The organism is Litoreibacter sp. GN1-5, from assembly GCF_055693805.1.
This window is the reverse complement of the sequence record NZ_JBVFUP010000001.1, coordinates 822,782-848,686: the sequence shown is the minus strand read 5'-3', so window position 1 is coordinate 848,686 and position 25,905 is coordinate 822,782. Positions and strand designations below refer to the sequence as shown.

24 protein-coding genes and 1 pseudogene are annotated in these 25,905 nt (G+C 55.8%); 12 read left to right on the top strand and 13 right to left on the bottom strand.

All coding sequences use genetic code 11. The features are described 5' to 3' along the window. The first annotated feature begins 126 nt into the window (after positions 1-126). From coaD to ACZ1HF_RS04315, 4 genes are all read left to right on the top strand, one after another. Positions 127-618 (top strand): pantetheine-phosphate adenylyltransferase, encoded by a 492-nt coding sequence (coaD, locus tag ACZ1HF_RS04330; protein WP_472656346.1) that lies wholly within the window; start codon positions 127-129, stop codon positions 616-618. 62 nt (positions 619-680) lie between these two features. Then, complete coding sequence (locus ACZ1HF_RS04325; protein ID WP_472656345.1) at positions 681-1,187, top strand: peptidylprolyl isomerase; 507 nt, start codon at positions 681-683, stop codon at positions 1,185-1,187. Beyond that, positions 1,180-1,725 carry a peptidylprolyl isomerase gene (locus ACZ1HF_RS04320; RefSeq protein ID WP_472656344.1) on the top strand — a complete coding sequence of 182 codons (546 nt, stop codon included), beginning with the start codon at positions 1,180-1,182 and terminating at the stop codon, positions 1,723-1,725. Before ACZ1HF_RS04325 ends, ACZ1HF_RS04320 begins: the two co-directional genes overlap by 8 nt. 85 nt (positions 1,726-1,810) lie before the next feature. Beyond that, positions 1,811-2,788, top strand: coding sequence for a DUF3179 domain-containing protein (locus ACZ1HF_RS04315; protein WP_472656343.1), 978 nt, complete (start codon positions 1,811-1,813; stop codon positions 2,786-2,788). 63 nt (positions 2,789-2,851) lie between these two features. Here ACZ1HF_RS04315 and tyrS read toward each other — a convergent pair whose 3' ends face one another. After that, positions 2,852-4,102 carry a tyrosine--tRNA ligase gene (tyrS, locus tag ACZ1HF_RS04310; protein ID WP_472656342.1) on the bottom strand — a complete coding sequence of 417 codons (1,251 nt, stop codon included), beginning with the start codon at positions 4,100-4,102 and terminating at the stop codon, positions 2,852-2,854. A 60-nt stretch (positions 4,103-4,162) separates the two neighbouring features. On the opposite strand from tyrS, the gene ACZ1HF_RS04305 reads away from it, so the two are divergent. Further along, positions 4,163-5,257 carry an anhydro-N-acetylmuramic acid kinase gene (locus ACZ1HF_RS04305; RefSeq protein WP_472656341.1) on the top strand — a complete coding sequence of 365 codons (1,095 nt, stop codon included), beginning with the start codon at positions 4,163-4,165 and terminating at the stop codon, positions 5,255-5,257. A 33-nt stretch (positions 5,258-5,290) separates the two neighbouring features. Here the strand turns inward: ACZ1HF_RS04305 and ACZ1HF_RS04300 are convergent, their stop codons facing one another. The 3 genes from ACZ1HF_RS04300 to ACZ1HF_RS04290 all read right to left on the bottom strand — a co-directional run bounded on the left by ACZ1HF_RS04300 (position 5,291) and on the right by ACZ1HF_RS04290 (position 8,231). Then, complete coding sequence (locus tag ACZ1HF_RS04300; RefSeq protein WP_472656340.1) at positions 5,291-6,016, bottom strand: tellurite resistance TerB family protein; 726 nt, start codon at positions 6,014-6,016, stop codon at positions 5,291-5,293. Positions 6,017-6,156: 140 nt separating this feature from the next. Further along, complete coding sequence (locus ACZ1HF_RS04295; protein WP_472656339.1) at positions 6,157-6,801, bottom strand: response regulator transcription factor; 645 nt, start codon at positions 6,799-6,801, stop codon at positions 6,157-6,159. Beyond that, positions 6,798-8,231 carry a cache domain-containing protein gene (locus ACZ1HF_RS04290; protein WP_472656338.1) on the bottom strand — a complete coding sequence of 478 codons (1,434 nt, stop codon included), beginning with the start codon at positions 8,229-8,231 and terminating at the stop codon, positions 6,798-6,800. Before ACZ1HF_RS04290 ends, ACZ1HF_RS04295 begins: the two co-directional genes overlap by 4 nt. A gap of 235 nt (positions 8,232-8,466) precedes the next feature. On the opposite strand from ACZ1HF_RS04290, the gene ACZ1HF_RS04285 reads away from it, so the two are divergent. The 3 genes and pseudogenes from ACZ1HF_RS04285 (at position 8,467) to ACZ1HF_RS04275 (ending at position 13,022) form a co-directional block, all read left to right on the top strand. Beyond that, positions 8,467-9,549: a TRAP transporter substrate-binding protein gene (locus tag ACZ1HF_RS04285; RefSeq protein ID WP_472656337.1), complete on the top strand. Its 1,083-nt coding sequence runs from the start codon at positions 8,467-8,469 to the stop codon at positions 9,547-9,549. A 112-nt stretch (positions 9,550-9,661) separates the two neighbouring features. Continuing rightward, entirely contained in the window at positions 9,662-10,654 is a 993-nt protein-coding gene (locus tag ACZ1HF_RS04280) for a TRAP transporter small permease subunit (protein WP_472656336.1), read from the top strand. Between the two features lie 12 nt (positions 10,655-10,666). After that, positions 10,667-13,022, top strand: a pseudogene (locus tag ACZ1HF_RS04275) (TRAP transporter large permease). A 20-nt stretch (positions 13,023-13,042) separates the two neighbouring features. Here the strand turns inward: ACZ1HF_RS04275 and ACZ1HF_RS04270 are convergent. From ACZ1HF_RS04270 to ACZ1HF_RS04230, 9 genes are all read right to left on the bottom strand, one after another. Beyond that, positions 13,043-14,003, bottom strand: a protein-coding gene (locus tag ACZ1HF_RS04270; RefSeq protein ID WP_472656335.1) for an IS630 family transposase whose coding sequence is annotated in 2 segments (ribosomal slippage) — positions 13,043-13,657 and positions 13,659-14,003 — 960 coding nt in all. Because the reading frame shifts where the segments join, the coding sequence is not laid out codon by codon here. An 80-nt stretch (positions 14,004-14,083) separates the two neighbouring features. Further along, a complete protein-coding gene (locus ACZ1HF_RS04265; protein ID WP_472656334.1) occupies positions 14,084-14,470 on the bottom strand; it encodes a VOC family protein in 387 nt (128 codons plus the stop codon). Further along, a complete protein-coding gene (locus ACZ1HF_RS04260; RefSeq protein ID WP_472656333.1) occupies positions 14,470-15,300 on the bottom strand; it encodes an arginyltransferase in 831 nt (276 codons plus the stop codon). The genes ACZ1HF_RS04265 and ACZ1HF_RS04260 overlap by 1 nt, the downstream gene beginning before the upstream one ends. A 117-nt stretch (positions 15,301-15,417) precedes the next feature. Next, entirely contained in the window at positions 15,418-15,879 is a 462-nt protein-coding gene (locus ACZ1HF_RS04255; RefSeq protein WP_472656332.1) for an RDD family protein, read from the bottom strand. 60 nt (positions 15,880-15,939) lie between these two features. Then, complete coding sequence (locus tag ACZ1HF_RS04250) at positions 15,940-16,338, bottom strand: DUF2852 domain-containing protein (protein WP_472656331.1); 399 nt, start codon at positions 16,336-16,338, stop codon at positions 15,940-15,942. A 172-nt stretch (positions 16,339-16,510) separates the two neighbouring features. Further along, positions 16,511-17,692: an ammonium transporter gene (locus tag ACZ1HF_RS04245; RefSeq protein WP_472656330.1), complete on the bottom strand. Its 1,182-nt coding sequence runs from the start codon at positions 17,690-17,692 to the stop codon at positions 16,511-16,513. A 158-nt stretch (positions 17,693-17,850) separates the two neighbouring features. Continuing rightward, entirely contained in the window at positions 17,851-18,327 is a 477-nt protein-coding gene (locus tag ACZ1HF_RS04240; RefSeq protein WP_472656329.1) for a CinA family protein, read from the bottom strand. Beyond that, positions 18,317-18,799, bottom strand: coding sequence for a phosphatidylglycerophosphatase A family protein (locus ACZ1HF_RS04235; RefSeq protein ID WP_472656328.1), 483 nt, complete (start codon positions 18,797-18,799; stop codon positions 18,317-18,319). The genes ACZ1HF_RS04240 and ACZ1HF_RS04235 overlap by 11 nt, the downstream gene beginning before the upstream one ends. Further along, the gene (locus ACZ1HF_RS04230) at positions 18,796-19,956 is read right to left on the bottom strand and encodes a bifunctional 2-C-methyl-D-erythritol 4-phosphate cytidylyltransferase/2-C-methyl-D-erythritol 2,4-cyclodiphosphate synthase (RefSeq protein ID WP_472656327.1); all 1,161 of its coding nucleotides are present in this window, start codon (positions 19,954-19,956) and stop codon (positions 18,796-18,798) included. The genes ACZ1HF_RS04235 and ACZ1HF_RS04230 overlap by 4 nt, the downstream gene beginning before the upstream one ends. A 159-nt stretch (positions 19,957-20,115) precedes the next feature. Between ACZ1HF_RS04230 and dusB the strand changes: the two genes are divergently transcribed. From dusB to ACZ1HF_RS04210, 4 genes are all read left to right on the top strand, one after another. Then, entirely contained in the window at positions 20,116-21,099 is a 984-nt protein-coding gene (gene dusB / locus ACZ1HF_RS04225) for a tRNA dihydrouridine synthase DusB (RefSeq protein WP_472656326.1), read from the top strand. Continuing rightward, a complete protein-coding gene (locus ACZ1HF_RS04220) occupies positions 21,096-22,172 on the top strand; it encodes a two-component system sensor histidine kinase NtrB (protein ID WP_472656325.1) in 1,077 nt (358 codons plus the stop codon). The genes dusB and ACZ1HF_RS04220 overlap by 4 nt, the downstream gene beginning before the upstream one ends. Before the next feature lie 25 nt (positions 22,173-22,197). Then, entirely contained in the window at positions 22,198-23,568 is a 1,371-nt protein-coding gene (locus ACZ1HF_RS04215; protein ID WP_472656324.1) for a response regulator, read from the top strand. A gap of 81 nt (positions 23,569-23,649) precedes the next feature. Next, the gene (locus ACZ1HF_RS04210; RefSeq protein ID WP_472656323.1) at positions 23,650-25,905 is read left to right on the top strand and encodes a sensor histidine kinase NtrY-like; all 2,256 of its coding nucleotides are present in this window, start codon (positions 23,650-23,652) and stop codon (positions 25,903-25,905) included.

Here is a 25,905-nt window from a genome sequence, read left to right as displayed (position 1 = left end):
TCATTCCAAGGACTACTATTATTGCGTCAGAGAAGAGATATTTCGCGCAAATAACGCCGGGCGCTTGATTTCCGGTGCGCAATATTGTTGCGTGCGCCCCATGATATCTGACAAAAGGGGCACCTGATGCGCATTGGTCTGTATCCCGGCACGTTTGATCCAATCACATTGGGTCATATCGATATTATCCGCCGGGCGTGTTCCTTAGTGGACCGTTTGGTAATCGGTGTCGCGATCAACCGTGACAAGGGGCCGCTCTTTTCTCTTGAGGAACGCGTGGCGATGATCGAGGCTGAAGCGGCATCGCTCTCGGCGCATCTGAGTTGCGAGGTGGTTGTGCATCCGTTTGATAACTTGTTGATCCATTGCGCCCATGATGTTGGTGCAACTGTTATTATCCGGGGCCTGCGTGCTGTTGCGGATTTTGAGTATGAATATCAGATGGTCGGTATGAATCGCGCCATGGATGATAGTATCGAAACCGTGTTTTTGATGGCAGAGGCGCAGCATCAGGCTATTGCCTCCAAACTGGTCAAGGAAATCGCGCGACTGAATGGGGATGTATCTAATTTTGTTTCCCCGGCGGTGCATGGCGCGTTGACAGACCGCTTCAGTTGAAGGGGTTTACACCCGCTGCCACTGGTTTAGGTTGGCGCAAATTTTTATGAAGGAGCGTCGGCATGGCCGAAATCAAAGATCCCGAGAACACTATTCTGATCGAGCTTAAAGATGGCACGGTCACGCTTGAACTGCTGGCCGATGTAGCCCCCAAACACACCGCACGCATGAAGGAACTGGCGCGGGCCGGGGCCTATGACAACGTGGTGTTTCATCGGGTGATTGACGGGTTCATGGCGCAAACGGGTGATGTAGAGAACGGCAATTTCGAGAAAGATTTCAATATTCGTCTGGCAGGCACCGGTGGCTCAGACCTGCCTGATGTGCCCGCTGAGTTCTCTAAACTGCCCCATGCACGTGGAACGCTGGCCGCTGCGCGTTCCTCTAACCCGGATTCTGCGAACAGCCAGTTTTTCATTAACTTCAAGGATAATGATTTCCTGAACGGCCAATACACGGTCTATGGTCGTGTGATTTCTGGGATGGAGCATGTGGATGCCATCGCGCGGGGGGAGCCACCGATGAATCCGGACCGGATGCTGTCTGTCAAGGTGGCCGCCGATGCGTAGGCTGGCTGTTGTGCTTTGCCTGATGGCAGGTCCCGCCACTGCCTCTGGCCTAGAGATTGATGTGGCAGGTGCTGCCAACGGGACGATCAAGATCGATCTGTTTGAAGACATCGCGCCAAAACATGTCGAGCAGATTACCGCTTTGGCGGCAGACGGCGTTTATAATGATGTGGTGTTCCACCGGGTCATCGAGGGTTTCATGGCGCAAACAGGTGACGTGCAGAACGGCAAGCTTGGCGCTGACATGCGGCTGGCGGGCACGGGCGGGTCGGACAGGCCTGATCTGGAAGCCGAGTTCTCGGACACACCTTTTGAACGGGGTGTCGTGGGCATGGCACGCGCGCAGGATCCGAATTCGGCCAATAGCCAGTTCTTTATCATGTTCGACGAAGGTGCATTTCTGAACGGGGAATATACCGTTGTCGGCAAAGTGACCGAAGGTATGGATGTGGTGGATGCAATCAAGCTGGGCGAGGGGCCAAACGGGGCCGTGATCGGCGAGCCGGATGTGATGAAAGCGGTGCGCGTCACAGACTGACATAAGTTCAAGTCTGCGTGAAGCAGGCTAGGCGATACAAGATTTTTCGGGCCATGATGAGCTACCTTGTTTGGGGAAGATCATCATGGCCCGTTTTCTATTGGCAGCACTTATCGCCAGCTTAGTAGTTGGCACCGCAGTGGCGCAGGATGCTGCGTCCTACTGGAAAAATGGCGAATGGCCGAAGACTGATTTTGGCAACACAACGGTCGAGCTGTCCTCGATCCGCTCGGGTGGGCCGGGCAAAGACGGCATTCCGGCCGTCATGGAGCCCACATTTATCAAAGTTTCCAATGAAACCCGCCTGTCGGATCGGGAGCCGGTGATCGCGTTAGAGATCAAAGATCAAGTGCCGCGCGCCTATCCGATCCGCTATTTTATGGTGCATGAGATCGTTAATGACCGGATCGGCGGGCTGCCGGTGGCGGTGACGTTCTGCCCGCTCTGCAACTCGGCCATGGTGTTTGACCGGCGGGTGAACGGCAAGCTGCGGACCTTTGGTGTTACGGGGAAATTGCGCCATTCTGATATGGTGATGTATGATCACCAAACGGAAAGCTGGTGGCAGCAGGCGATTGGGCAAGGGATTGTCGGACGACACGCAGGGGATCGTTTGAAACAGCTGCCAAGTTGGATGGAAAGCTGGGCCGACTTCAAGGCGCGTAATCCCGAAGCGCTGGTGCTGAATGCGCCGCGTCGGGGCGGCAATTACGGCTTCAACCCTTACGTGAACTATGACAGCTCGGACCGCCCGTTCCTGTATGATGGCCAGCTGCCCCCCAACGGAATTGACCCGATGGAGCGTGTGATCCGGGTTGGGGCCAATGCGTGGCCGATGACGCGCTTGTCCGCAGAGCGGGAGGTTGTTGAAGCGGGTGTGCGGCTGAGCTGGGCCGGAGAGCAGGCCTCGGCACTGGATGCGGGGAACATCGCTAAGGGCCGCTCAGTTGGGACAATTCGCGTGCGAGATACGGCAACGGGCAAGGATATGCCCCATGACGTGATGTTCGCTTTTGCGTTTCAGGCGTTCTTCCCGAATGGGACCTGGCAGGTTTCAAAATGAGCGGCTGGTGCCGCGCAGCATTATATCAGCCTCCGGCGCAGGTGTTTTTGAACAATGGCGGTGTCAGCCCAGCGTCACCAATGCGTGGCGCTTCTTTCCAGCGCTAAGTTTTAGCGGCTGTTCCAGCTGGTCCCGTGTGATGATAAGCCCCGCATTTGTCAGAGGTTCATCGTTCAATCGGGCACCGTTTTCGGCGATCAGGCGTTTGGCTTCTTTGCCGGATCCCACAAGGCCCGAGCGGACCAGAAGTTGGGTGACAGAGATACCATCCCCCATATCCTGCAGGCTTAGCGTCAGGGTCGGCAGATCGTCCCCGGTGCCGCCCTTTTCGAACACCTCGCGGGCGGTGGCCTCGGCGGTTTTGGCAGCCTCGCCCCCGTGCAGTAGGGCTGTGACCTCATTTGCGAGGATGATCTTCGCCTCGTTGATCTCGGACCCTTCCAAAGCCCCAAGGCGGTCACATTCTGACACGGGAAGTTCTGTGTATAGCTTGAGAAACCGGCCCACATCGGCGTCAGTCGTGTTGCGCCAGAATTGCCAGAACTCGTAAGGCGAGAGCATCGTGCCATCCAGCCAGATCGCGCCGCCCTGACTTTTGCCCATCTTGCGCCCGTCCGATGTTGTCAGCAGCGGCGTCGTCAAGCCATAGATTTCCTGATCAAGCACCCGGCGGGTCAGATCAATCCCGTTGACGATATTGCCCCATTGATCAGAGCCGCCCATCTGAACCAGACAGCCATACCGGCGGTTTAATTCAAGAAAATCATATGCTTGCAGGATCATGTAGTTGAATTCCAGAAAGCTGAGCGATTGTTCGCGATCAAGGCGGGACTTGACAGATTCAAAGCTCAGCATCCTGTTGACGCTGAAGTGCCGCCCGATATCGCGCAGAAAGTCGAGGTAGTTGAGATCGTCCAGCCATTCGGCGTTGTTGCGCATAATTGCATCTGCAGGCGCATCGCCATAGCTCAGGTAACGCTCAAACACCTTTTGCATCCCGGCGATATTTGCATCGATCTGCTCGGGGCTAAGAAGCGGGCGTTCATCGGCGCGGAAACTGGGATCGCCCACCTTTGTGGTTCCGCCACCCATCAGGGTGATCGGTTTATGTCCGGTTTTCTGGAACCAGCGTAGCAGCATGATATTCATCAGATGCCCCACATGCAGCGAGGCGGCGGTGGCGTCATAACCGATATAACCCGGCACCACGCCTGCGATCAAAGCATCGTCCAGCTCTTGATAATCGGTGCAGTCTGCCAGAAAGCCGCGTTCGATCATAATGCTCAGAAATTCTGATTTGGGGTGGTAGGTCATGGCAAATCCGTCCAGTATTTTCGCGTCTCTATACCGGGGCTGAACAGTAAGGGGAAGGCTTTGAAAACAGGCGATGCAGTTTGGGCCTTGGGGGCGATGTCCGGCACATCCCTTGACGGGGTGGATGCGGCGATGATCCGAACGGATGGCGTGCAAATACTTGAGTTTGGGCAGACCGCCTACCGGCCCTATAGCGAGGGTGAGCGCGGCGTGCTGCGCAAAGCTTTAGGCCAGTGGCCGGGCGATCCGGATGTCGCAGCCGCGGCGCAGGTCGTCGAAGACGCCCATGCAGAGCTGTTGCAAGGCTTTGAGTGGGCTCAGCTGATTGGCTTTCATGGCCAGACCTTGGCCCATGACCCTGCGGGGCGGGGCACGCATCAGGCGGGTGATGGTGCAGCCTTGGCGCGGCGTTTGGGGGCCCAAGTGGTCTGGGATTTTCGCAGCGAAGACGTCGCAAAAGGCGGGCAGGGCGCACCGCTGGCACCGTTTTATCATTTTGCCTGTGCGAAATGGATGGCGGCAGACGGGCCGCTGGCGTTTCTCAACCTTGGCGGGGTGGGCAATCTAACTTACGTGGACCCGCGCAAAGACACACCCGAAGCAGATGGTGCGCTTTTGGCATTTGACACCGGGCCCGCCAATGCGCCTGTTAACGATCTGATGCAGGCGCGGCTGGGGCTTGCCTATGACGAAAGCGGCGCTTGCGCTGCAAAAGGGCAGGTGGATCAATCCGTCATGCGCGACTTTCTGAAACACCCGTATTTCCACGTGGCCCCGCCGAAATCTTTGGACAGGGACGACTTCCCGGATCTTGGGCCTGCGGTTGAAAGTTTAAGCGTCGAGGATGCAGCCGCAACACTGACAGCCTGCGCCGTCGAGGCTGTGGTGCAAGGTCTGACCCATCTTCCGGCTTTGCCAGAACAGGTTCTTGTCACGGGTGGCGGTCGAAAAAATTTATTCTTTATGAATGATTTGCAATCCAAAGCTAAGGTAGTAATCCGCGATATAGACGACACTGGACTTGATGGCGACATGCTAGAGGCACAGGCCTTTGCCTATCTTGCCGTCCGCGTTGCGCGCGGATTGCCAACATCCTGCCCGACCACCACAGGGGTCAGGCAACCGGTCGGGGGTGGTGTGATCTCGCAGCCTTGAGACATGCGCGGACGCGTCAAGGCTGCGAATGTGTTAGCTGTAAAGCCGTGGGGCGTTGAAATTATCGTGGATTTCATTGACCGTGGCTTGGCCGATGCCCAGCGCTGTGGCAAGTTCGTGCAGATAGCTTGCTTCGGCCTGATTATCCGGGTTTATTGACATCACAGACATGGAATAAACCTGTGTTTCCATGCCTTTGGGTGTATCAGCGGCCAAAGTCTGAGCACTGACGGGTTGTTGCATCGCGCTCTCGACGACGGCCATTTCTGATGGGTCAGCATCGCCAATCAGCTCCATCAGTTGTGCTTTTTCTCCTGCATCAATGTCACCGTCCGCGCGGGCAGCTTGCAGCATTGCGCGCAGCATGAGGCCTGCGGTTTCTTCCTCGGGCGGCTCTTCTGCCGGGTTGTCTTGACCAAGCAGGGACTCAAGCCCTTGCGATTGACCACCTTTGGCTGCTGCCAGACCACCCAGAAGGCCGCCGAGACCACCAAGTCCGCCGGCTGTTGCGGCACCACCGGCCCCGCCGCCGGTCAACTGACCCAGCATATCGCCCAGCCCGCCGCCAGCGCCGCCACCACCGGTGAGTTGACCCAGCATACCACCAAGACCGCCACCCGCGCCGGCTTGCTGAGCACCACCACCGCCGGTCAAACCTTCCATCATCTTGCCCAATCCGCCAGAATCTTGAACCTTATCCATACCTTTGGCCAGCGCGAAACCGATCGCGACTTTCGTGACCATATTCATCAATGACATTGTGTCCTCCCACCAGAAAAATTGCTTAGTTTCTGGGTTATAGCACGCAAATGTAATGATGGGTATGGGGGATGTCAGGGGTGGGATTTCTTCCAATCAGAAAGCGCAAGACGCGCTTGAATGCACAATCAACCGTTCCGTTAAAACCCGCTGCCGGTGCCCTGTAGAACGCCGTGCTCCATGGCGTAGCGGGTCAGGCCAGCGGTCGAGGTGATGCCGAGTTTGCGTTTAATATTCTTGCGGTGGGTTTCGACCGTGTGAACCGAGATGTCCAATTCGGCGGCGACCTCCCGGTTTGATTTGCCTTGGGCCAGTTGCAGCAGGATTGTTTGTTCGCGCGCGGTCAGGGGTTCGCGCCCGTCGCCTGTGCCCGGCGACAGGGAGGCTGATGCGCCGGTGCACAGATAGGTCTCGCCCCGCATGACGGTTTGAATGGCGGTGTAGATTTTCTCGGTCGGAACATCCTTGAGCACGTAGCCCCGGGCACCGTGGCGCATGGCGGTCGAGACATATTCTGGCGCGTCATGCATGCTGAGGATTAGGATACGGGTGGCCGGATCGCGTTCCAGAAGAATTTCCGTGGCGCTTAACCCGCTTAGCTGTGGCATATTCAGGTCCATCAGGATCACATCCGGGCGCAAGTGCCGCACCTGATCGATCACCTCTTGCCCGTTGCACAGCGTGCCGACCACCTCAAGGTCGTCATAGGTTTCCAGAATGGCGCGGATGCCGTCTGCGACCATCGGATGGTCATCGACAATCAGAACGCGGGTCGGGGCGGTCATGCAGTTTTCCTTTTGGTCGTCTGTTTGCCTGTTTGAGCATCTGCTTCGGGGGGTAGTAAGTGGCTGAGCGGCACAGAAGCCTCGATCATGGTGCCTTCCTCAGAGCCCAGAACGCGCAAGGTGCCATCAAGCTGGTCAATGCGTTCCTGCATATTGCGCAGACCCAGGCCCGGTTGCTGATCCCGCGTTGCCAAAAGCCCTCTGCCATCGTCCTGAATGCGCATTGTAGCCCCCTTGCGGTGTCCGAAGATTTCGACCGAAACGCTGGAGGCTTCGGCGTGGCGCTCGATATTGGTCAGGGCTTCCTGCGCGATACGATAAAGCGCGATCTTAGCATCTTTGTCGAGCCGGTTGCGGAACACAACGGTTTTGAATGTGGTTTTGACCCCAGTGCGTTCGCCGAAATCCTTTATAAGCGATTGCAAGGCAGGGCCAAGGCCCAGATCGTCAAGCACGCCGGGCCGCAAATCGGCTGAGATACGGCGGACCTCGTGGATTGCTTCAGACAGGCCAGTGATGCCCCGGTTCAGATCGTCCGCTGCGCGCGCATCACCTTTGCTGACACGTCGCCGGGCCAGTTCCAGCGCATAACGAATACCAACCAGAAGCTGGCTGATGGAATCGTGCAGTTCGCGCGCGACACGGCCGCGTTCCTCTTCTTGCGTGTCGAAAATCCGCTCGGTCAAGGCTTTCAGCTTTGCATCCGCCAGCCGCCGTTCGCGCAGGTTCAATAGCAGTCCAGTCACAAAAACGCCCATAAGGGCAATCATGGTAATCAGGATGATATACACGAATGTCTGACGTACCCGTGTCTGCGTATCGGCCCGCGCTGTTGCAACAGTTTCCAGAACGTCATCGATGAAAATGCCTGTCCCCAAAGCCCATTTCCAATCCTGCATCCCAATGACATATGTGACCATACGAGCGGTTTCATTGCTGGAAGGTTTCGGCCAGTCATAAGTGTGATAGCCGCCACCAGAGCGCGCGGTTTCAATGATCTGATCCACAACAGGGACGCTGTTCGCATCCGCCAAACCGCGCCAGTTCTTGTTGATAAGGTAGGTTTGACGGGGGCTGACGAGATTGGTGCCGTCATATTTATAAACAAAGAAAAACCCGTCCTGCCCATAAAGCATAGCCGACAGAATTTGCGTCACTTGCAGTTTTGCGGTTTCGTCATCTGGGGCTGCGTTACCGTAGATCGGGCCAATGGCGGTACGGGCGAGGTTGATATAGTTTTTCAGCTCGGCCCGTTTCGCTTCAATGAGTTGGGTTTCAAGCTCTTGAATTTCAGTTTCAGCCAACTGTCTGCTTTGATTGGTCACAACAAACGAAATTGCCGCCACAGCCAGCACCAATGGAAGCGTCGCCAGAAGAAAAATCTTCTGGCCGTAGGTCAGTTTGAAACCTGTGCGTATGCGGTTCAGCATGTAGCGGCTTTTTCCTTACGAATCGTAAGATGCGATAGGCTAACAGATCGGTCAATCCGGCGGTTAGCGCTATCATATGTTCAAAATTGGTCAAACTTTTTGACAATTCGCGCAAAACTACCCGTCTATGGGTATTCACGCCCCTGTTACATATGGATAAGGTCGCGCCATCGTAACGATCCGTCGGCATAGACCATATGGGGGATGCCAACGATAACTTTGGGAGGAGACACCTATGGATCGTCGTTCTTTTCTAAGAACTTCTGCACTTGGCGGCAGCGCCGCTGCGGCAACAACACTGGCCGCGCCAGCCTATGCGCAGGGCAAGCGGACTTTGACAATGGTCACAAGCTGGGGCCGGGGCCTTGCGGGCGTGTTTGACGCGGCTCAGCGTGTTGCTGACTCGATAAATGCAATGACTGATGGCAGCTTGACCGTGGATGTTAAAGCTTCAGGCGAACTCGTGGGCGCTTTTGAAGTGTTTGATGCGGTGACGTCTGGTCAGGCTGACATGTATCACGCGGCTGACTACTATTTTGGCAATCAGCACCCTGGGTATTTCTATTTTACCTCAGTGCCCTTTGGTATGACAGCGCAAGAGCTTGCGAACTGGTATTACCACGGTGAAGGACAAGGGTTCCATGATGAGCTGGGCGAAATCTTCGGTCTGAAGTCATTCCTTGCAGGCAATACTGGCGCTCAGGCGGGTGGCTGGTTCCGCAAGGAAATCAACGGCCCAGAGGATTTCAACGGCTTGAAGTTCCGCATGCCCGGCATGGGTGGCGAAGTGATCGGCAAAATGGGGGCTTCGGTACAGAATCTTCCCGGTGCGGAAGTGTATCAGGCACTGGCATCCGGTGCGATTGACGGCACCGAATGGATCGGTCCATGGGCTGACGAAAAAGCCGGTTTCCAGGAAATTACCAAATTCTACTACACAGCCGGTATGCATGAGCCGGGCGCTGGCTTGACACTGGCGACCAACCTTGACGTGTTCAACGAATTGACCCCAACCCAGCAAAAGATCATCGAGATCGCCTCTGGCGAATGTCACCAGTGGAATCTGGCACAATTCCTTAACAATAACGGTTCCGCCCTGCAGCGTCTGCAATCGGGCGGCGTGAAAGTGCTCGAATTCCCGGATACGGTCTGGGATGCAATGGGCGTTGCTGCAAAAGAAACCAAAGATCAGTATAATGGGGACGAGATCTATGATCGTCTGCGGGCAAGCTATGAAAGCTCCATGGCTGCATCCTCGGGCTGGATTGTGAGATCGGAATCTGCCTATCGCGATCAGCGCGACCGCGTTGCGGGCTAACACGTCCCTAAAATATCTTTGAACACAGTTCCGGGCCTTTTTGTAAGGGCCCGGTTCTCGGACAACCACCATAAGAAGTGGTGTCTGAACCTATGTCAGCGGGAGATGACCTATGGAACAAGAGATTGAATGCTCGGGCTTTTTCAGTGCTCAAGCAGAAGAGACAATAAGCTGTCTCGACAAGTTTCAGGCGTCTGGCTGGCTGCAGTTTTTCTCGGGCAACATGCTCGAAGCGTTCTATAATTTCGGGTATGCGCTGACCCATCCGATGCAATGGCTTGATTGGCTAAGCTGGGCCAACACACCGGAAGATAAAACCGCGTTGATGCAGTTTATCTATTACGGTGGGTCCGTCGAATTTTTCTTTGTGGTTTTCACGTTGTTCCTGCTGATTACAGGCATCGGTCTGTACCGCAACACCTTCATGTGGGGGTGCGTGCGGGTGCTTGAAGGGTTTGCCAACACGGTCGGTCGTTTCTTTGCCTGGGCCGGGTTGTTGATGGTGTTGCAGCAGATCATCATCATCTTCATGCAGCGGATATTTACCCGCGCCGAGCTGTCTTTCGGGTTCGGGATGCCCGTCAGTTTTGACATAAGCTGGTGGGCGGAAGAGCTAAAATTCTACAACGCTTTGGTTGTTTGCCTGTGCTGTACCTACACCTTCGTACAAGGGGGGCATGTGCGGGTCGACCTTGTCTATTCCGCAGTGAAATTCCGCACCAAGCGCGTGATCGATATGCTTGGCTCGATCCTGTTTATGATGCCTGCCGCCGTGCTGGTCTGGATGTATGGCTGGTATTTCCTGTGGCGCAACATGATAAACCCGCCGGTATCGGCCTCTGATACGCTGGAACGCTTCATTGCGAAATCCCGCGGCGTGCGGTGGAATATTGAAACCATTGGCTTCTCGCCCAACGGGTTTAACGCGTATTTCTTGTTCAAGGTTTTGCTTTGCACCTTTGCGGCCATGGTGTTCCTGCAAGCAATCGCCTTCTTCTACCGCTCTTATCTGGAGTGGAAAGAGGGGCCAGAGAGCGAAGGAAAATATCTCGATAAAGACAAGTTAGGCGATGCTGAAGCCGAGCTTGTTGCAGAAATCCATTAAGGGGCAGAGCAGATGTTATTTGGACTTGATGGCGTAGAGATTGGCCTGATCATCGTTTTCCTCTGCCTGTTTGGCGGTATTTTGTCAGGCTTCCCGGTGGCCTTTGCCATTGGCGGGTCTGCCGTTATTTCGTTCGCCATCATCGCGGCGCTCGACAGTTCGGGTTTGTTGATCCATCAGGCGATTGACAAAAGCTCTGCGGAATATGCAGCTTTGATCCAAGAAGGATTAAAACCGGATAGTATATCCATCTTCCGAAATCCGGATTTACCCCGAATAGGGGAGCCCGTCTTCCCGTCGGGCTGGGAAACTGCGCTGGACCGTAACGTGTCCTTCATCGTCAACCGTATCAATGAGCGTGTGCTGGCAGGTCAATCGATCGAGACGCTTCTGGCCGTCCTGATGTTCGTGCTGATGGGCATCACGCTGGAACGCTCGAAAATCGCCAATGATTTGCTGACCACCATGGCCCGCGTCTTTGGGCCTTTGCCCGGTGGTCTGGCTGTATCCGTTGTTGTTGTGGGCGCGTTTTTGGCGGCCTCGACCGGGATTGTCGGCGCGACTGTTGTGACCATGGGGCTTTTGTCCCTCCCGACCATGCTGAAAAACAATTATTCGCCAGAGCTTGCAACGGGCGTTATTGCAGCGTCAGGCACGCTGGGGCAGATCATTCCGCCCTCTATCGTGATTGTTTTGCTGGGCACGCTGGCGGGCGACCTGTATGCTGCCGCGCAGGAAGAACGGGCGCAGTCCGTGGGGTGTGGCGATGCGTTGACCTATCTGGGCGAACCTGCGGTGGTCTCGGTCGGGACGTTGTTTCAGGCGGCTTTGCTGCCGGGGATTTTGCTGGCGGTGCTCTATGCGCTTTATGCGTTTGTCTATGCGGTTCTGAACCCGACCAAAGCCCCAGCGGTAGAGCTGGGATCGACAAATTCCGAGCCGATTACCAGTGGTGATGCGCTGACATGGTTTCTGGCAGCCCCTGTTGGTGTGATCGGTCTGTTCATTGTGCTGATGCAGGTTAACGTCATCGGTAGCCAGAATATCGTGGTCGATAGCTTCTCGGACGCTGGCGAGATCCGCCAGCCTGCGCACCAATGTCCCCCCTTCTTGTCAGGAGGCTATGATTGACCTGCACGGGCAAGTGGCCTGGGACGCGGCCGTAGCCGAACAGACAGCGATTGATGAAGCTGGCGGTGTTCAGCAGGCGCAGGCACTCAGCATTGAAGAACGTGTCGCCGCGCGGGATGCCAAAGTGGCTGCCGCTGCCCCGATTGGGACAGGGGTTGCTGTAGCATTGACACTGTTCGCGCTGGTTTTGACAACTGCGCGCGGGGTATCCCCAAGCAGTGCACCGCTTCCGTTGATTGTCGGCGCTGTAGGCATATTGCTGGGCTTGCTTGTCGACACGGTCCTGATCTCGCCATTGACATCGCCTGGGGCGACAACGCTGCTTCTGGCAATTCCAGTGGCGCTCGCGCTTTATGGTTGCGCTAAGGCGGCAGGGCGCCTGGCAAAGAATGACATGCTGCGGGTGGTGTTCCCGCCGCTTGTACTGATCATCGCGGTTCTGGGCTCAATCCTTGGGGGGATCACCAACCCGACACCGGCTGCGGCCCTTGGGGCAGGCGGGGCTATCATGCTGGCCGCTTACCGCAAGCTTCAGGACGAGGGCAATTCTGGCCGGGTCATTCTGATGACCACATTTGCAGTCATTGTGATGATCCTTTTGGGTGTGAATTTCGACCTGCGTGTCAATCTTGAAGGCGTTAGCGCCGAAAACTGGTTGGCCTTCATTGCTGCAAAAGCTGCCTATCTTTATGCGATGTTCGGCTTGATCTTTGGATGCTGGGTCTTGTTCCGCTCTGGCGTGCTAAGCCCTGTGGTGCGCGAGACCGCGAAAGTCACTTCGATGGTATTTACGATCCTGATCGGGTCGCAATTGCTGAACCTCGTGGTGATCTCATTCGGAGGTGAGCACTATATTCAGGATTTCCTGAAAAGTTTCGACAGTGAGTTCAAGGTCTTCATCATTGTGATGTTGGTGCTGTTCGTGTTGGGCTTCGTACTGGATTTCCTGGAGATCATCTACATCGTGATCCCAATCGTGGGCCCCGTGATCTATGGCGGCACGATGGATCCGAAATGGGTGACAATCATGATCGCGGTGAATTTGCAGACCTCTTTCCTGACGCCACCCTTCGGCTTTGCACTGTTCTATCTACGCGGCGTCGCCCCAAAAGAGGTGACAACGGGCCACATTTACCGCGGCATCATCCCGTTCGTGCTGATCCAGATTTTGGGACTGATACTACTGGCACTGTTCCCGGGCGTCGTGACAATTGTGCCGAATTTGATAGGGAATTGATGGGCTAAAGCGTTTTGCATTTAATCTGAGGCGTATCCGGCGGCTTTGAGGAAGTTCCAGCATTCGTTTGGATTGAACATGTTGCAGATATCGCCAAGAGCCTCGAACAAGGCATCGAAAGTTCTTGCTCCGATGCGGCGAAGGTGCGCTTTGAGTTTGGAGAAGGCCATTTCGATCGGATTTAGGTCGGGGCTGTAGGCGGGCAGGAACAGGAACCAGCAGCCTCGCTTGCGCATGGCTTCGGCGGCGCGCGGGCTTTTGTGGGTGGACAGGTTGTCGAGGATGACGACTGTTCCGGGATCAAGCACTGGAGCCAGCTGTGTGTCGACGTAAGTGTCGAAGGTAGGTCCGTTCATCGGACCATTGATCACCCAAGGAGCGATCAGCCCGTCTTGCGTCAGACCGGCAATGAATGTCTGCGTCCCCCATCTGCCAAAGGGAGCGGTGCCGTAGAGCCTCTCCCCGACTGGAGCTCGCCCGCGCAGGCGTGTGAGGTTGGTCTTCACCGCCGTCTCGTCAATGAAGACCAGTCTGTGCGGCTCCTGGCGCATGCGGGGCTGACGGCGCGTGATCCAGTCACGGCGGGCTTGACGCACCACGGGCCGATCACGCTCTGCCGCGATCAGTCCTTTTTTTATATGAAAGCCCGGCGCGATGGAGGGCGCGGTGCAACGACGATAGCTGAACGTCTACGCCATGTGTTTGCAGGAGGGCAGCAGCCAGTTCCTTGAGCGTGATATCCGGTTCGGCCTTCACGATCTCCAGCAGAAAATCCCGGTGCGGCGCAAGCTTGCCAAATTGACCAGACGGGCGGCCTTGAGGCTTGGGCGCTATCGCGCCGCGTTCACGATGCTCTGCCGCAAAACGGACCGCCGTCGCAGCGCTAACTCCAAAAAGCCGCCCAGCCGAACGCGCTGAGTTTCCCTTGGCAATGTAAGCGCAAATCCGTTCCCGAAGGTCCAAAGAGTAGGGTTTGCCCATGATCCACCTCCCAGAGGAAGTGAAGCACACAAACAGCTCCGTGTGAATCCCCCTTCGATTCAGATCAAACGCAAACCGCTTTAATAGAGCTCCAGTAAATCCCAGCGATTGCCCCAGGGGTCGCGCCAGACTGCGACTTTGCCGTAAGATTCGATCCTTGGGTTTTCCTCAAAGGAAACGCCTGCCGCTGTCATTGCCGCACAATCCCGGTCGAAATCATCCGTGTGCAGGAAAAACCCAACGCGTCCACCGGTCTGGTTGCCGATGGCTGCCACCTGATCCGGGCCATCCGCCTTGGCCAGCAGGATACGTGTTTCTTGCGCGCCCTTGGGGGCGATCAGGATCCAGCGTTTTGTATCGGAAAGAGGGGTGTCGCTGATCAGTTCGAATCCGACCTTGCCGACATAAAACGCAATCGCTGCATCATAATCCGGCACGACAAGTGCTAATGCCCCGATATGGGTCACTAGTCTTTTGGTGCGCGCGTGTCGGGCAGGCTGATCCGGGCGACTTGCTCGGCAATCGGGTCCACAGACAGTGGGTGCGTATCGGCAGAATAATCCTGCACCTCACCCAAAGCTTGCCATTCACCGCCACGGAATATCTCAAGCGCCGAGAAATTCGCCTTGTAGCCCATCTTGTTTGATCCCGGCACCCAATAGCCAAGATAGACATAAGGCAGGCCCGCTTCTTTGGCGATGCGGATGTGGTCCAGAATGATGTAGGTACCAAGGCTGTGGCGGGTTCGGTCCGGGTCATAGAAGGAATAAACCATGCTCAACCCGTCATCGAGCACATCTGTCAGGCAGGTGGCAATCAGTTCATGCCCTTCAGGGTTGGTCCGGTCCCAGTATTCTATGATGCGGCTTTTGACCGGCGTTTCCTCGATCATCGCGGCGAATTCAAACACATCCATATCCGCCATGCCCCCATCTGCGTGGCGGCTGTCCAGATAGCGGCGGAACAGCTCATACTGTTCTTCTGTCGCCCATGGCGACGTGGCTTCCCGTGTCAGGGCCGCGTTTCGCTTGAGTGTGCGCTTCTGACTTTTGGATGGTGCGAAACCCTTGACCGCAATCCGGGCGGACAGGCAGGCCGAGCAGTCCGCGCAAGACGGGCGATACAGCACATTTTGCGACCGTCTGAAGCCCTGTTTGGACAGGGTATTGTTCAATGTATTCGCGTGTTCACCTTGCAAAGCGGTAAATAATTTACGTTCCCGCCGGCCATCAAGGTAAGGACAGGTTTGAGGCGCAGTCACATAGAACTGCGGGGCAAGAGGAAGCGTATGGCGCATCAGGTCTTTCGTATATCCGTTGTCAAAACCCTAGCAATGCAGCCATCAAGCCACAAACGCTTTTTATGGCTTGATTTCAGTATGTTGGGAAAGACTTACCGTAAGGTTAACTGCATATTAGAATCGTGAGGGGCGGTTGATAGCCACAACACCCGTTACGAGGTCATGCAAACCCTGACCGCGTGCGCCCACCAGCATCATGATGGCGGAGGCCAGTTGCGGCAGAAAAAACGCGCTGGCGATCATGAAGCCGATCGTATGCAAGGCGGCCTCAGTCCCATCAAGGGGCATGCCGTCATTGTTGCGTAGCTCAATGTTGAACAGACGCATACCGGGCGTGGCTGAGCCATTGGCGATTGTGCCGATCCTGTATAGCAAGCTGATGGCCAGAAAGATCAGTGGGAAGAAGAACCACCCGATAAACAGAGGCAGCGTCGCCGCCAAAGCGCTGGCGATAAAAATCAGGACCGTATCGACGACCCAAGCCATAAACCGTTTGATAGCGACGCCTTCATAGAACGCAGCTTGAGTTATTGGATCGGGCAGGGCGGATCTGTTATCATTCATGGTCTGATACATGGGAATTCCTGTGCTGTGATGGAAGGGGCGCCCCGCCATTTCAGGGCGCCTTTTCTGAGATCAGGCGTCAGAGCCTTTTGCCGTTGCTTCAGCGCGTTCTTCCATGAAAGCGTCGAATTCCGACTTGTCCTTGGCGTCGCGCAGACGTTGCAGGAAAGCTTTGAATGCAACCTGCTCATCTTCCAGACGCCGCAGCATATCGGCTTTATAGGCGTCAAAGGCTGTGTTGCCGGAACTTTTCACCCCGAAAGAGGGCAGAGGATTGCGACGTGTCGCGCAAGATTTATTGAACATGCGTTTGCTCCAGATCATGTAGGCCAGAAGGGCAAGGCCGACCGGCCAGAAAAAGATGAAACCGAGAACCATAGCGGCGATCCACGCGCCTTTGCCTCGTTCATCAAGCCACATCTCGGCACGGGTAAACCAATTGCCCGAGGTATGATGTGTGACGGTGTTCATTTGGTGCTCCTTATATATGGGTGCGATAGGGTCTTATTGCATGTGAATGTTATTCACATTTACATAATTGGGGGTCATCATCGGGATTTTCAAGGCAGAATATTGGAAAAAGTTAAAATGAAAAAGCGCCCGGTTTTAGTCGGGCGTTTTTCGTTGTCAGGTCTGGTGCGTATCAGGACATGAGATCGTAAGCCCGCTCCCCATGGGCGGACAGATCAAGGCCGGTTGTCTCATCCTCGGGGCTGACGCGTAGCGGGGTGATCAGGCTGACCAGTTTGACCAGAATGAATGTGACAACGATTGTGAATACACCGACAATCACAAGAGAACCTAACTGCGCAACCCAAGCGCCCGCGCCGAAGAGGGCAATCATGATCGTGCCAAAAATACCGCCGACGCCATGCACGGCAAAGACGTCCAGCGTATCATCGATGTTCAGCATGTTGCGGACAACGCCGACAGCTTCCTGACACAATATACCTGCAACTGCACCGATAATCAGCGCCTCAATCGGGCCAACAAAGCCCGAAGCGGGGGTGATCGAGGCAAGCCCTGCAATCGTCCCCGTCACCAGACCAACCATTGATGCCTTGCCGTATTTGATCTTTTCCCACAGCGCCCATGTCAGCGAAGCCGCAGCAGCCGAGATATGTGTGACAGTCAGCGCCATGGCAGCACCCCCATCCGCTGCCAGTTGCGAGCCGCCATTAAAGCCGAACCAGCCGACCCACAGCATGGCTGCGCCGATCATCACCAGACCGGGGGAATGCGGCGGTTTGGATTTGTCCTTGCGCGGCCCCAACAGCACTGCAATCACCAGCGCCGCCAGCCCGGCGGTTTCGTGCACAACGATGCCCCCTGCGAAATCCTTTACACCGGTTTCGCCGAAGATGCCGCCATCCGCCAGCATTCCTCCGCCCCAGATCCAATGCACGACCGGCGCATAGCAGAGCAGCATCCACAGCCCCGAGAAGACAAGCACGAACCCAAAGCCAATCCGTTCCACATAAGCCCCGGCAATCAAGGCAGGGGTGATGATCGCAAACGTCATCTGGAACGCAAAGAACAACACTTCGGGCAATGTACCGCTTAGGCTGTCTGCGGTTATGCCAAGCAGAAACATTTTGTCCAATCCACCCCAATAGCCCGATGTCCCGCTGCCAAAGGCAATCGAATACCCAAAGGCCAGCCAAAGGATGCTCATCAGACAGGCAATCGCATAGCAGTGCATGAAAACGCTCAGCACGTTGCGCGCGCGTACAAGCCCACTATAAAACAATGACAACCCCGGCAATGTCATAAACAGCACCAGTGCTGTCGCCACAATGATCCAGGCGGTATCCGCTCCGTTCATAATTCTATCCCCTCATTTTTCCGTTTGATCCAGAAACAGGCATGAAGGTGCGAGGAAAAGAGGCAGGCTTATTCTAAAGCGGTTAAAAAGAAAGCAATAGGCAAAGTGATTAATAGTTGGTCGCAAATGGATGTGTTCGCCTACTTTTAAGGCGTTTTTTACTCCAGTCTGTGCAAAAGTAATTTCAGGGCGTGCTCCACGGTGATACGACGCACTTCTGACCGACCAAGGGCTCCGAAATCCTGTGTCTCGCTTGTCGTATGCATAACGACACAGGCCAGACCGAAACAGACACGGCCTTCGGGCTTATGCTGCGATCCTCCGGGGCCAGCGATGCCTGTGACCGAGATCGCAATCCCCGCGTCAGAGCGCGCGAGCGCGCCATCGGCCATTTCTTCTGCGACCTGTTCTGAGACAGCGCCAAACCTATCCAATGTTTGGGGCGAGACATTCAACATCTGCATTTTCGCCGCGTTAGAGTAGGTGACAAAGCCTCTGTCTACTACGTCCGAGCTGCCGGGAATTTCGGTCAAAGCGCCTGCAATCAACCCGCCGGTGCAGCTTTCGGCGGTGGCGATCATCATATGTTTCGCGCGGGCGGCTTCCAGAACCTGTGTTGTCAGATCAAAACCCATGTGACAGCCCTGCACCGATCATAACAGTTATCGCAGCGAAGACGCCTGCGATCACGTCGTCCAGCATCACCCCAAGCGGATCGTTGCGCCGATCTGCCCAGCCGATGGGGCCGGGCTTCCAGATGTCAAACAGCCGGAAGGCGATGAAAGCGGTCAGGATGCCGGGCCAGAGCGCCCAGAAAGAGACCCCTGCATGGGTCGCCCCAACGGCAATAGGCAAAAGGGCAATCCATTGACCTGCGACCTCATCAACCACCACTTCGGACGGGTCGTGATTATCGGTCCCTGCGGTGTATTCCGCTGTGGCCCACCATCCTTTCAGAAAAGCCGCCACACAGGCCAACGCCAGCAAAGGCCAGCCGCCCACAAGAAAAATGACCCAAGCAACAGGGATCGCAGCCGCAGACCCCCATGTGCCAGGCGCGGGTTTTAATAGGCCGACATAGAGGAATGTTGCGATGAGTTTGCTCATAGTTTTACTAATGTGGCGGTCGCCATGCAGGCAATACCCTCACCACGTCCTGTGAAGCCCAAACGCTCAGATGTTGTTGCTTTGACGCTGACATGGTCAAAAGAAATTTCCAGCAATTCCGAGAGTTTCTGGCGCATTTCTAAAGCATGTGGGCCGATCTTTGGGGTTTCGCAGATCAGCGTACAATCCACATGGGTGATGGTAAAGCCCATCTCCGTGGCCATGGCGCGGGCATGGTCCAGAAAGATATGACTGGCCGCGCCTTTCCATTGCGGGTCCGAGGGCGGAAAGTGCTGACCGATATCGCCTTGTGCCAGAGCGCCATAGATCGCGTCGGTGATCGTATGCAGGGCCACATCAGCGTCGGAATGGCCTTGCAGCCCGCGATCATGGGCAAAGTCAACACCGCAGAGCGTTACATGATCGCCATCGCCGAAACGATGGACATCAAAACCATTGCCGACACGTATATCGGGGATCTGCATCTGGGCCTCCAAAATTGCGGCTGCGCGGGCGAAGTCGCTGGGGGTGGTGATTTTTATATTAGCCGGATCACCGGGCACAATGGCAACCTCAAGACCTGCGGCGCAGGCAACTGCGACATCATCGGCCACCAGCCCCGTATGAACGCGATGCGCTTCAAGGATTGCCTCCAGATGAAAGCCCTGCGGCGTTTGCGCGCGAAACAGCCCTGCGCGGTCTTGCGTGCCGCTGACCAAACCATCCGTTCCGTGCCATAGCGCGTCAGTGACGGCAACGCCGGGGGCGGCACCGGGATATGTCTCAAGCGCGTCCAGCACCCGGTCTATCACCTCAGGGCGGATGCAGGGGCGGGCGACGTCATGGATCAGCACCAGATCGTGATCGCCGCCGACGGCTTCTAGGCCCGCCAAAACCGAGTCTTGTCGGCTTGCACCGCCCTCTACCACGCGAAGTGCCTGCATATTAGGCTGTTCATGAAGCGTCGTCTGACCTAGCGGTAACACGAGGATGATGCTGGATATGCGCGGATGGCCCAAGAAAGCCTCAACAGTCCAGTCCACAACAGGCTTACCCGCAACAACCTGCCATTGTTTGGCCTGTTTGCCACCAGCACGGACACCACGTCCAGCGGCAACAATTACGGCAGCAACAAGGGGGGCGGGTGGCTGTGTCATGGGGGTCTGTGTAGGATGTCGCGCAAAATGGTACAATGGCCCAAGCATGAATGTCTAAAAAATAGGCAAAGTTCGTTTTCCATTATAAATATCTACCAATTTGTTGTCTTTAGACCCTTTCCGTTCTAGCTGAGTGATGTGTGCACAAGGATTGAGCGTTTGTCGATTCAACTGGCAAATCATGTTTTAACACTACCCGTGATATTGGCTCCTTTGGCCGGGATCACTGACTTGCCGTTTCGCAAGTTGGTCTCGCGGTTTGGGGCGGGGCTGGTGGTTAGCGAAATGGTCGCCTCGCAGGAAATGGTGCAGGCAAAACCGGGCGTGCGTGAACGCGCTGAGCTGGGCACGCAATTCGCCAATACCTCTGTGCAGCTTGCCGGACGGGAGGCCTATTGGATGGCCGAGGCTGCGCGCCGGGTTGCGGCCAATGGCGCGCGGGTGATCGACATCAATATGGGCTGTCCCGCCAAGAAGGTTGTGAACGGATATTCCGGCTCGGCCCTACTAAAAGATCTCGACCACGCGTTGGGGTTGATTGACGCCGTGGTGGGGGCTGTGGATGTGCCGGTGACTTTGAAGACCCGGTTGGGCTGGGATGACGACCTATTGAACGCGCCAGAGCTTGCGGCGCGGGCCGAGGCCGCGGGGATCGCGATGATCACGATCCATGGCCGCACACGCTGCCAGTTTTATAAAGGCCGCGCCGACTGGCCTGCGATCCGTGCCGTGAAAGAAGCGGTGCAAATCCCGGTGATTGCCAATGGCGATATTGTTGATGCGAGCACAGCCCGTCAGGCGTTGAAACTATCTGGTGCTGATGGCGTGATGATCGGACGGGGCGCGCAGGGCAAGCCGTGGTTGCTTGCGCAGGTTGCGGCCGAGTTGTTTGGTGGTAACGCGCCGGATATTCCGCTGGGCACAGCGCTGAGCGATATGGTGATTACCCACTACGAGGACATGCTGACGTTTTATGGGCGTGATCTGGGCTTGCGCGTCGCACGAAAGCATTTGGGCTGGTATCTGGATGGGGCTGGCGCGGGGCCGGCGCTGCGACGGCAGGTTTTGACATCGCGTGTGCCCGAAGATGTAATTCGCTGGCTGCCAGATGCGTTGCAGGACACGCAAGAGGCCGTTGCATGACGGCTGCATTTTTCGACACACTCTGGACCTCGTTGCCGGTTCCGGCGCTGGTTATTGATCAGGGCAATCTGATTGCCGAGGTTAACCCGGCGGGCGAACTGTTCTTTAACACCTCTGCCAAGCATTTACGCGGTGCGCCGGTCTGGGACAAGCTGCATGTGGATGCGCCATTGGAAGACGCTGTGACGCGGGTGCGTCGCAGTGACAGCGCGTTGTTTGTCAACACGGTCGATGTTGGCTCGGGCGACAGGCCGCCGGTGCAATGCAATGTGCAGCTGTCTTCTATGGTGGATCGGCCAGGTTATATCCTAATCCTGATGGAGCCGCGCGAGATTGCCGACAAGATGGGTCGTGCGATGCAGACCAAAACCGCTGCCAAATCCGCCATTGGCATGGCGGAAATGCTGGCTCATGAGATCAAGAACCCCCTTGCGGGTATCACTGGGGCGGCACAGTTGCTGAGCATGAACTTGTCTGGTGATGATATTGAACTGACAGACTTAATCGTGGAAGAGACACGCCGGGTTGTAAAGTTGCTGGAACAGGTGGAACAATTCGGCAACCTGCGCCCGCCTTTGCGCAAATCCGTGAACATCCATGATATACTGGACCGGGCGCAGAAATCTGCGGCAGTGGGCTTTGCCGCGCATATGCGTATCGTTGAGGATTATGACCCATCGCTGCCACCCACATTTGCCGATGGCGATCAGTTGTTGCAGGTCTTCCTCAACCTTCTCAAAAATGCGGCGGAAGCGGCAGAGCCGTCTGGTGGCACGATCCGTATCCGCACCTTTTACGAGATGTCCCTGCGGGTAAAACGCCCCGATGGCAGTCGCAGCGCCGTACCTTTGCAGGTGGAAATCATTGATGATGGCCCCGGACTGCCCGCTGATCTGGCGGGCGAGGTGTTTGAGCCATTTGTATCAGGTCGTGAAAACGGCACGGGGTTGGGGTTGGCCTTGGTGTCAAAGATCATCTCGGAACATGACGGCTGGATTGCGATGGACAGCGTGCCGGGGCGCACGGTGTTTCGAATTTCACTGCCGGTCGCCCCGAAAGACGAGACTGAGTAAGATTTAGATTGAGGAGTAGTCAGGTATGGACGGCACGGTACTGGTCGCAGATGATGATCGCACAATACGCACGGTTCTGACGCAGGCGCTGACACGGGCAGGATGTAAAGTGCATGCCACGAGCTCTCTGACCACATTGATGCGATGGGTCGGGGAAGGAAAGGGCGATCTGGTTATTTCGGATGTGATCATGCCCGATGGAAACGGGCTGGATGCCTTGCCGACAATTGCAGATCAGCGCCCGTCATTGCCGGTGATTGTGATCTCGGCGCAAAACACAATCATGACCGCCATTCAGGCGACAGAGGCGGATGCCTATGATTATCTGCCGAAACCGTTCGATCTGCCTGATCTGATGAAACGGGCGGCGCGAGCGTTGGAAAAGAAACGTGTGACACCTGCAAGACGCGCGGGCGAGGTGGCAAACGAGCCGGGTGATGATTTGCCGCTGGTAGGGCGTACTGCGCAAATGCAGGCGCTGTATCGTCTGGTGGCACGGGTTATGAACACCGATCTGGCTGCAATGATCACAGGCGAAAGCGGCACGGGCAAAAGCCTGATTGCCCGCGCGATCCATGATTTCTCGGATCGACGCAATCTGCCGTTTGTCATAGCGACACCGACCGACCTGGAAGCAATGGACGGACCCGCCACGATCCTTAGCCGGGCGCGGGGGGGCTCCATCCTGTTTGATGAGGTCAGCGATCTGGATATGGCGGCGCAGGCCCGAATTGTCAGGATGCTGGACAGCCTGACAGGAGATGCCCCACGTATTATGGCCACCAGCCAGCAGGATCTGATGGAAAAGCTGGAAAACGGTGCGTTTCGGCAGGATTTGTTTTACCGCCTCGGCGGCGTGACAATTACCGTGCCATCTTTGCGTGAACGGGTGGATGATATCCCGCTTTTGACAGAGCATTTCCTGACCCGGTCTGAACGTGACGGCGCGCCGCAACGACATTTCGCCCGTGATGCGCTGGAAATGATCCGTGCCTATAGTTGGCCGGGCAATGTTCGCCAACTTGAAAATACGATCCGCCGCCTGATCGTAACCAGCCCGGAAGAAGAAATTACACGTGTCGAGGTGGAAACCGTTCTGGGCAACCAGCCCGAAATCGAGCCTCTTATTGGCGGCGGGGATAGCGAAAAACTGTCGGCCTCTGTTAACAAACATCTACGTCGGTATTTCGATCTGCATGGGGGTGTCTTGCCGCCGCCGGGGCTATACCAGCGTATTTTACGCGAAGTTGAAAGGCCTTTGTTGGAGATTTCGCTGGAAGCCACAGGTGGAAATCAGGCGAAATGCGCTGATCTTTTGGGCATTAACCGCAATACCCTCAGAAAAAAGGTCACAGATCTCGATATTCGCGTGACAAGGCGCCGTAAATTGATGTAAAACCGCAACAGTCACCGTGGCGAATGGGCAGCATAAGCTCTGGGATCACATAAACAAGACGTGGCAAGGCGGTAAAAGCAGATGAAAACCCACACGCGGACTGCGTCCTGGGACAGGTTGAACGCACTGCGAAAGCAGCGACGGATTCAGAATTTCACAACTCTTGGGCTTGTGGTTTTAGGGCCATTTCTGGCTGTGATGACCTATCTTGGGCTTGGGCCGTTTGAGCTGGACCCCAGCTCCAGCGGTATTCGGCTGATTTTATTGGCCGATCTCGTCTATGTGCTGGTCATCGCAACGCTGGTGATGCAGCGGATTGCGCGCATGGTTGCAGCACGGCGCAAGAAGTCTGCGGGATCACAACTGCATATGCGCCTTACGGGTGTTTTTGCGATTGTAGCCCTTGTGCCAACCGTTCTGGTCGCCGTTTTTGCTGTTGTGACGCTTAATTTTGGGCTGGAAGGGTGGTTTTCTGACCGTGTGCGCAATGTGGTGGGCACATCGCTGGCGGCGGCAGAGGCCTATGAGGCAGAGCAGTATAACAACTTGACTGAAGACGTGGTGCGGCTGGCCGACTATATCAATGTTGCAGAGCAATCGACGTTTCTTCTGGCCGAAGCCGATCTTCGCGAAATCCTCAGCCAAGCCCAGCAACAGATTCAGCGCGGTGTGAAAGAAGCCTTTCTTGTTGATGGAAGCGGCGCGCTGAAAGCGCGGGGCGAGCGTAGCTATCTGTTTGATTATGAAAAGCCATTGGACTGGCAGCTGGCCCGCGCAGCAGCAGATGAAGTTGTGATCATAGAAGATTGGGACAACAACGAATTCCGCGCTTTGGTCAAGCTTGCGACTGTAACGGATCGGTATCTCTATATCTCGCGCACTGTGGATGGGGAAATCCTGAGCCTGCTGGATGACACTCAGCAAACCGTGCGGGTTTACCAACAGTTGGAAAACGAACGCGGTCGTTTGTTGTTTGATTTCGGTGTGATGTATCTGGGCTTCGCAGTGATCCTTATCCTTGCGACCATTTGGTTCGGGCTATGGTTTGCCGAGCGTTTGGCGCGGCCTGTGGGACGGCTGGCAAGTGCTGCGGAACGGGTCGGGGCCGGAGATCTGGACGTTCAGGTAATCGAATCCAAAGGCGACGATGAATTTTCCATGTTAGGGCGCCTTTTCAATCAGATGACACGGGAACTTAAAGTGCAGCGCGATACGCTGCTGCTGAATACCGAGCAGATTGAGCGTCGCAGGCGCTTGTTTGACTCCGTCCTGTCATCCGTTACCGCCGGGGTCATTGGCTTGGACAGCAATGGTCACGTGGCGTTTATGAACCGCTCGGCCCTACAATTGCTGGATATGGATGGCGAAGACCCGGTCGATGTGCCCCTTGAGGTATTGGTGCCGGAATTCAAAGCCCTGTTTCAACGGCTTAAGCAAAGCAATGCGGATGCGGATCAGGGGGAAATTAAACTGACCCGCCGGGGCCAGTTGGAAAGTCTTCTGGTGCGGGTCGCGACGCGGACTTCGGAAGATGGAACGCTGGAAGGTTATGTCGTGGCGTTCGATGATGTGACTGAGCTGGTAGGTGCGCAGAAAATGGCCGCATGGGGCGATGTGGCGCGCCGCATTGCCCATGAAATCAAGAACCCTCTTACACCTATTGCGCTATCGGCGGAGCGGTTGAAACGGAAATTCGCGCCGCTGGCTGAAGGCGATGAGGCCGAAGCGCTGGAACAATATACAAGCGTAATTATCCGTCAAACCAATGATTTGCGACGCATTGTTGATGAATTTTCAAAATTCGCACGCATGCCAGAGCCTGACCGACGCGAAACTGATCTGATCAAACTGGTGCGCGATGCGGTCTTACTGCAACGATCAGGCGCACCGGATGTGAAGATTTCGCTGGACGTGGAGACGCCAGAGGTCATCACGGAAATTGACCAGACGATGATTTCGCAAGCTTTGATAAATCTTATCAAAAATGCGGGCGAGGCTATTGAATCCTATCAGGAAAAAGGTGCGCATAAGGATCATGTGCCGCAGGTGAAAGTATCGGTTCAGGATACTGACAAGAGTGTGGAAATCCACATTGCGGATAATGGCATCGGTCTGCCGGAAGATCGCGCCCGTCTGTTTGAACCTTACGTAACAACACGGGCGAAGGGCACGGGGTTGGGACTGCCGATCGTCAAGAAGATCATTGAAGAACATGGGGGCACTTTGGCGCTGCGCACAGCCGCGCCATTCGACCAGAGCGGCCACGCGGGAGCAGAGGCGGTCATTACCTTACCGCGCCTCGTGGTTATGAAAACGAAGCAAAAGGAAGTGGCGTGA